Genomic DNA, 5,150 nt, shown 5'->3' with positions numbered 1-5,150 from the left:
CGGCCGGGCCGTCATCTGCAGCAGCGGCCGCTTGCCCGGATAGGCGACGAGCGGCCGCTCGCCGTTGCCGAAGGGCAGGGTGACCGCCCCGTCCGCCGAGGCCCGCAGCGGCGAGAGCGCCGCCCCGCCGGCGCCCGCCAGCGCGGCGAGCCCCGCCCGCCGCATGAGTTCCCGCCTGTCCAGCATCGCGATCCTCCCAAGGCGAATCCCAAGACGACTCCCAAGGTGACCTGCCCGCTGCGGGCGGTCGCGCCTCTTGGGCAGGACAAGACGCGCGGGCACGGCCGTTTATTCGCGGCGCCCCCGAAAAAGCGGGTGCCCGCAGGCTCAGCCCGCGCAGGGCCGGTCGGTCGTGGCGGCGGCTCGCGCCGTCGCGAGGCGGATGCGGGCCGGATCCGGGCGGCGCACGAGCTCCTGCAGGAGCGCGACCACGCGCCCGAAGCGCTCGGCCTCCAGGCCGTCCGACAGGGCGACGAAGCGGCGCCCGTCCGCGCCCCAGCGGGCGACCCGCAGGGGGCCTGCCGCGCCGTCCGGCCCCGTGGCCACGGCCGCCGGCCCGGTCCAGAGCGCGATGCGGCAGCCGTGGGGCCCGGCATAGCCCGCCAGGTGCCCGCCCGCGTCGCCGGCCGGCGCGAGGTGGACGAGCGTGAACCCGGCCGCGCGCAGGTCCGGCACCGCCGCTTCGTCGGCGCGGGCGGCTGCCGCGTCCCGCGCCCGGTCCGCCGGGGGCCCGGCACCCGTCCAGACCGCGAACGCCGCCAGGGCGGGGTCGGCCGGAGGGATCCTCGCCTCCGGAACCCGCGCCTCTCGGACCAGCAGCGCGCCGCCGAGGATGAGGGCGAGGGCGGCGCAGGCCCATCCGGCCGGGTGGATGCCCCCTGCGGGACGGCCCGCGCGCGGCTCGGCCAGCTCCGCGACGCGCACGGCGCCCTTCAATCGCGACAGGGTCGCGATCCGCGCCGCGACGTCGGGATCGCGCCGGGCCGCGTCGGCCACGGCCTGCCGCGCCCCCGCGTCGAGCTCGCCGTCGACATAGGCGTTGAGCATCTCCCAGCGCATCATCTCCCGGCGCATCCTGTCTCGGCGCATCCTGTCCCGGCGCATCCTGGCCCCCTGCCGGCTTCGTCGCGCTCCGCGATCCGCCGCAGCATCAGGCGGCGCGCCCGGTGCAGGCGGCTCATCACCGTGCCGACCGGGATGCCGAGCGTCTCGGCCGTCTCGCGATAGCTCAGGCCCTCGACGTCGACACAGGCGACGACGCGCCGGCAGCCCGCATCGAGGCTCTCGAAGGCCTGGCGCACCGCGATCGCATCGATCAGGCGGTCATCGAAGCGGTCCCGGACGATCCGCTCGTCATCCGCCTCGCGCTCGGTCCGCAGGGCGGCCCGGCGGATGCGGTCGATGAAGGCATTGCGCACGATGCGGAACAGGTAGGCCCGGGCCGCGCGCTCGTCGGCCGGGGCGGAGCCGGCGGACAGCGCCTGGAGCGCGCTCTGCTGCATGAGGTCGCGCGCCGCCTCCGGCTCGCGCGTCAGCTTGAGCGCGTAGCCGAACAGCCGCGGCCACGACGTGACGAGATGCTGCCCGATGGTCCGCATCGGCGTCGGCCCTCCCGGGCTCTCACCTAGCACGATCGGGCAGGCGGGTCGCCGCCGAGCGTTCACGAAGTCTCGCTCAGGCGCCGGCATCGAGGCCGCGCTCTCCGGCGGCGCGCGGCTTCGGCCCGCGCCGGGCGATGGCGAGACCTCTTACGCCGCCGGTGCCTGCCGCGTCAGTTGAACCGTGCGCGCCCCGTCGGGCGGAGGAGCACGCTGATGCGTTCGGCGGAGGTAAACAGCTTCCTCGCCAGGTCCAGCCGCGTCGCTCCCTTCGCCAATTCGTCGACATAGATGCGCGCGTCGTCGTCCACGTTCCTGCGGAAGGCGGATCTGTACAGGCTGCGGACGAAGTTCTGATCGTCGCCCTCATCGAGAGCGATGTCGAGCCAAGGCTGCACCTTGATCGCGGCGACCACGGTCCGCGAACCTCTCGTCTCGATCGCCGCGACCCGGAATCCGGCATTCGCGCAGAGAATCCTGACGCCCTCATGGGTATCGACGTTGACCGGCAGGTTCTGCTTGCGCCGCGCCTTGCGCAACTCGAAGTAGAGGACACCGCCGATCAGGAGGCTGTCGCCGATATCGAGGAGACGGATCCCGATCTCGCGGATGGAGAACGAGTCCAGGAAATTCCGCGCGTAGACGACGCGGAAGCTCCCGGCAGGATGCTTGCCGGCATGCGGCGAGGTCAACTCGAGATCGCCGCCTTCGGACGGGAGATCGATGGCCGGCAGCAGGGCCTCGGCGCGCCGGCTGCGCGTCAGCGCGAGCCGCTCCAGCGCCTGCTTCGCGCTCCAGACCACATCGTTGTGCCGGGCATAGGAGGCCCATCGCGCCCGAAGGGACGCCTTGCGCGCCGGCTGAACGGGCAGCGTCCGCGCGCGCCGCGCGCGCGGCGTCCGCTCCCCCCCGCCGAGCCACACGGCATCCGCGTGGTCCATCGCGGCAAACCAGTTCCGGGCCAGTTCGGCGCTCTCCATCCTGCGCCTCAGATCCCGTCCGTCGAACCGCGCGATAGCCTGCGCGATGCCAGCATCGAGATCCTCCGCGGCCTGTTCCCAGGACTGGACGCGCGCGACGGGCTCTCTGGCCGCGGCCCAGGGCAGATCGCTCACCGCGAGGTCGACGAGGTCCTGCGTGCTGGCGCGGAGATGGACGTTGTGTCCGTACTCGCTGCGGTCCCGGATCTCCTCGAAGACCGGCAGGTCGCGCGCGACGACCGGGAGGTTGCGCGCCAGGGCATGCATGATCGGCAGGCCGAAGCCTTCGTAGTAGCTCGGGAACAGCACCACGGACGCGCTGTCGTAGAGTTGGTCGACGTCCTCCTGCGTGAGGCTGCCCGATTTGAAGCTGTCGATGCCGGCATCGTCCGGGAAATCGACGCCCAGAACGACGATCCTGTGCCCGCGCACGGCGGACTTCAGGAGTTCCACGGCCGTCCGGACATTCTTGTGGGCGAAGTGATTGCCGACGACGAGGATCCGCTTGGCATCCTGCCGGCGAACGGGGTTCGCGCGCTGCGGACGGTAATCGATGATCGTCGTCGAGCACAGGGAGATGAACTCGGTGACCGTCTCCGGAATCGCGAAGCGCCGCGCGAACTGATCGCGCGTGAACCGGCTGTTGAACCCGATGAAGGAGACCATGTTCAGCATCTGCCTCCACATGCTCTCGAGCCCGTGCTCGTCGAGGCTCGGGCAGTCCATCGCGATGGTATCGAGCATCAGGAAGCCGCTGACGGGCGCCGAGCAGGAGACGTCGACGAGATCGCGCCAGTTGAAGGGCTGCGCGAGCCGGATCGTCACGCCGTAGGGACTGGCCTCGGGCTCCTCCTCCACGCGGTAGGTCACGCCCGGGATCCGCGAGAGCTCGTGGAAAGCGAGGGCGTCCGGCTCGCAGCTGACGTAGAGATGATACTTGTCGCCGAACCTCTCGGCGAAGGCGGCCAGGAGCTTCTTCGCATGCTCGAAGGTGCCGTTGTGGTAGGCGCCGATGTGCATGCAGTCGAAGTGGACGCTGATCTTCCCGTCGCGATCGGGAATCAGCCCGGAGCAGAGAAGCTGCGAGAGGTATTCCGTCCCCTCGAAGTAGCGCTCGATGGCCGGCGCATATTCGGGATAGCGTTCGTCGAGGATCTCGCGATTCTTCTTCTCCCTCGGGCTTCTGCCCTCTCCGGATTGCTCGAACGAAACGCTGCCGAGGTGATGGACGAAAGCCCGGTTCGCCATGACGGCGCGGTACCCCCGCCGCCCGCAGCGCATGATGAAGTCGTTCTCCTCGTTGTAGCCCGCCCCGTACACCTCATCGAGCAGGCCGAATTCCTGCAGGACGATGCCCCGGATGTAGAGGCAGAACCCGACGGCCGTCGGTACGTAGGTCGTCCGCGGGAGATGCTTCAGGATCCGCTGGTGGGCAGCGAGCGCATCGGCACGGTCGTAGGCGCGGAAGCGCCGATCGTAGGGCGAGTTGCAGATCGTCGCGTTGTTCGAGCGGGGGCTCACGACCGCGATCAGGGGATCGCTGCGCGATACCGCGCGCAGCTCCCGGAGCGATCCGCGCGTGAGCAGCGCGTCGGAGTTCAGGAGAAGCGCGTCGGATCCGGATTCGCGCGCACGCTCAAGGCCTCGGTTCGCCGTCTGGATGAAGCCGAGATTGCGCGGGTTGACGAGAAGACGGGCCTCGACACGGTTCCCGAGGGCCTGCATGGCGGGCAGGAGCGCGGCGGCAAGCTCCGGGTCATCCGGGGAATCGTTGACGAGCAGAACCTCCGCGTTCAGTTCGTTGATCTCCTCCGCCATGTCGCCGAGGTTGGCAAACAGTTCCGCGATGAGCTCGACGCCGCGATACAGCGGGATGATGATCAGCAGATCCGACATCTTCTTCTTCCTTGACGCGGACGGCACGCGATCGGAGCCGGACGCGGCCCCGGCGAGGGTTTCAGTCCTTCGAGGTCCAGGCCCACCGCTCGCTTCCCGTGTTCCGTCCGCCGATCGGGCTCCAGCGCCCGGTCCCGACCTTCCCGTCCACCACCTCGAAGCTCGCGATCCCGCCGCCCGTGGAACCGACGGCCTGGAAGACGACCGAGAGCACCGACCCGGTGAGGATGCCGGTGCCGACCTGGCGTCCCGACCCGATCTGCCAGATGACGCTGTAGGTCTCGCCCGTCCTCCGGACGAGAGCCTCGCCCCGGTAGGTCTGCGACTGGCCCGGATTCTCCCCTTCGACCCGGTATCGCCCCTCGACCGCACCGGACGGCGAGGTCCAGAGCAGCAGGAGAGCAAGGGCGGGCGCCAGCTTCATCGTCGGTCCTTCGCAAATGTGAGATCCGTCCCCATCTGGCACGAATGCACGCGCGGATCGAGCCGAGCGGACGCGCGACCTTTGCCGGATCGCTCGCCGCGCCTCGGGCGCTTTCCAGCGGGCCTTCCGGCCCGGTCGGGGTTGATGCGAAGGCCGGGTTGACGGTTTAGGGTTGCGTGTCTATATCCGGCTCATCGACGGCTGGCCGCGGGTTTTGGTCTGGCGTGTCGGTGCACTTCCCGGGACAGGATG

The 5,150-nt window shown here is 70.3% G+C and carries 4 protein-coding genes and 1 pseudogene; all 5 read right to left on the bottom strand.

The features are described from left to right. Positions 1 to 186, bottom strand: a pseudogene (locus tag WDW90_RS34720) (molybdopterin-dependent oxidoreductase); the annotation flags it as partial. A 141-nt stretch (positions 187 to 327) separates the two neighbouring features. Continuing rightward, positions 328 to 1,062 (bottom strand): anti-sigma factor family protein, encoded by a 735-nt coding sequence (locus WDW90_RS34715; RefSeq protein WP_336492286.1) that lies wholly within the window; start codon positions 1,060 to 1,062, stop codon positions 328 to 330. Beyond that, on the bottom strand, positions 1,059 to 1,598 hold the full coding sequence (locus tag WDW90_RS34710; RefSeq protein ID WP_336492285.1) for an RNA polymerase sigma factor: 540 nt from the start codon (positions 1,596 to 1,598) through the stop codon (positions 1,059 to 1,061). Before WDW90_RS34710 ends, WDW90_RS34715 begins: the two co-directional genes overlap by 4 nt. A 173-nt stretch (positions 1,599 to 1,771) precedes the next feature. Further along, positions 1,772 to 4,474: a glycosyltransferase gene (locus WDW90_RS34705; RefSeq protein ID WP_336492283.1), complete on the bottom strand. Its 2,703-nt coding sequence runs from the start codon at positions 4,472 to 4,474 to the stop codon at positions 1,772 to 1,774. Between the two features lie 61 nt (positions 4,475 to 4,535). Continuing rightward, a complete protein-coding gene (locus tag WDW90_RS34700) occupies positions 4,536 to 4,898 on the bottom strand; it encodes a hypothetical protein (RefSeq protein WP_336492282.1) in 363 nt (120 codons plus the stop codon). Positions 4,899 to 5,150 lie beyond the last annotated feature (252 nt).

This window comes from Methylobacterium nigriterrae (genome assembly GCF_037106235.1).
Lineage (GTDB): Bacteria > Pseudomonadota > Alphaproteobacteria > Rhizobiales > Beijerinckiaceae > Methylobacterium > Methylobacterium nigriterrae.
This window is presented reverse-complemented; position numbering and strand designations above follow the sequence as displayed.

What these genes read in the sequence shown, in the direction of transcription:
- WDW90_RS34710 (WP_336492285.1), bottom strand. Translation starts at nt 1,598, where the DNA reads ATGCGGACCATCGGGCAGCATCTCGTCACGTCGTGGCCGCGGCTGTTC.
- WDW90_RS34715 (WP_336492286.1), bottom strand. Translation starts at nt 1,062, where the DNA reads ATGATGCGCTGGGAGATGCTCAACGCCTATGTCGACGGCGAGCTCGAC.
- WDW90_RS34705 (WP_336492283.1), bottom strand. Translation starts at nt 4,474, where the DNA reads ATGTCGGATCTGCTGATCATCATCCCGCTGTATCGCGGCGTCGAGCTC.
- WDW90_RS34700 (WP_336492282.1), bottom strand. Translation starts at nt 4,898, where the DNA reads ATGAAGCTGGCGCCCGCCCTTGCTCTCCTGCTGCTCTGGACCTCGCCG.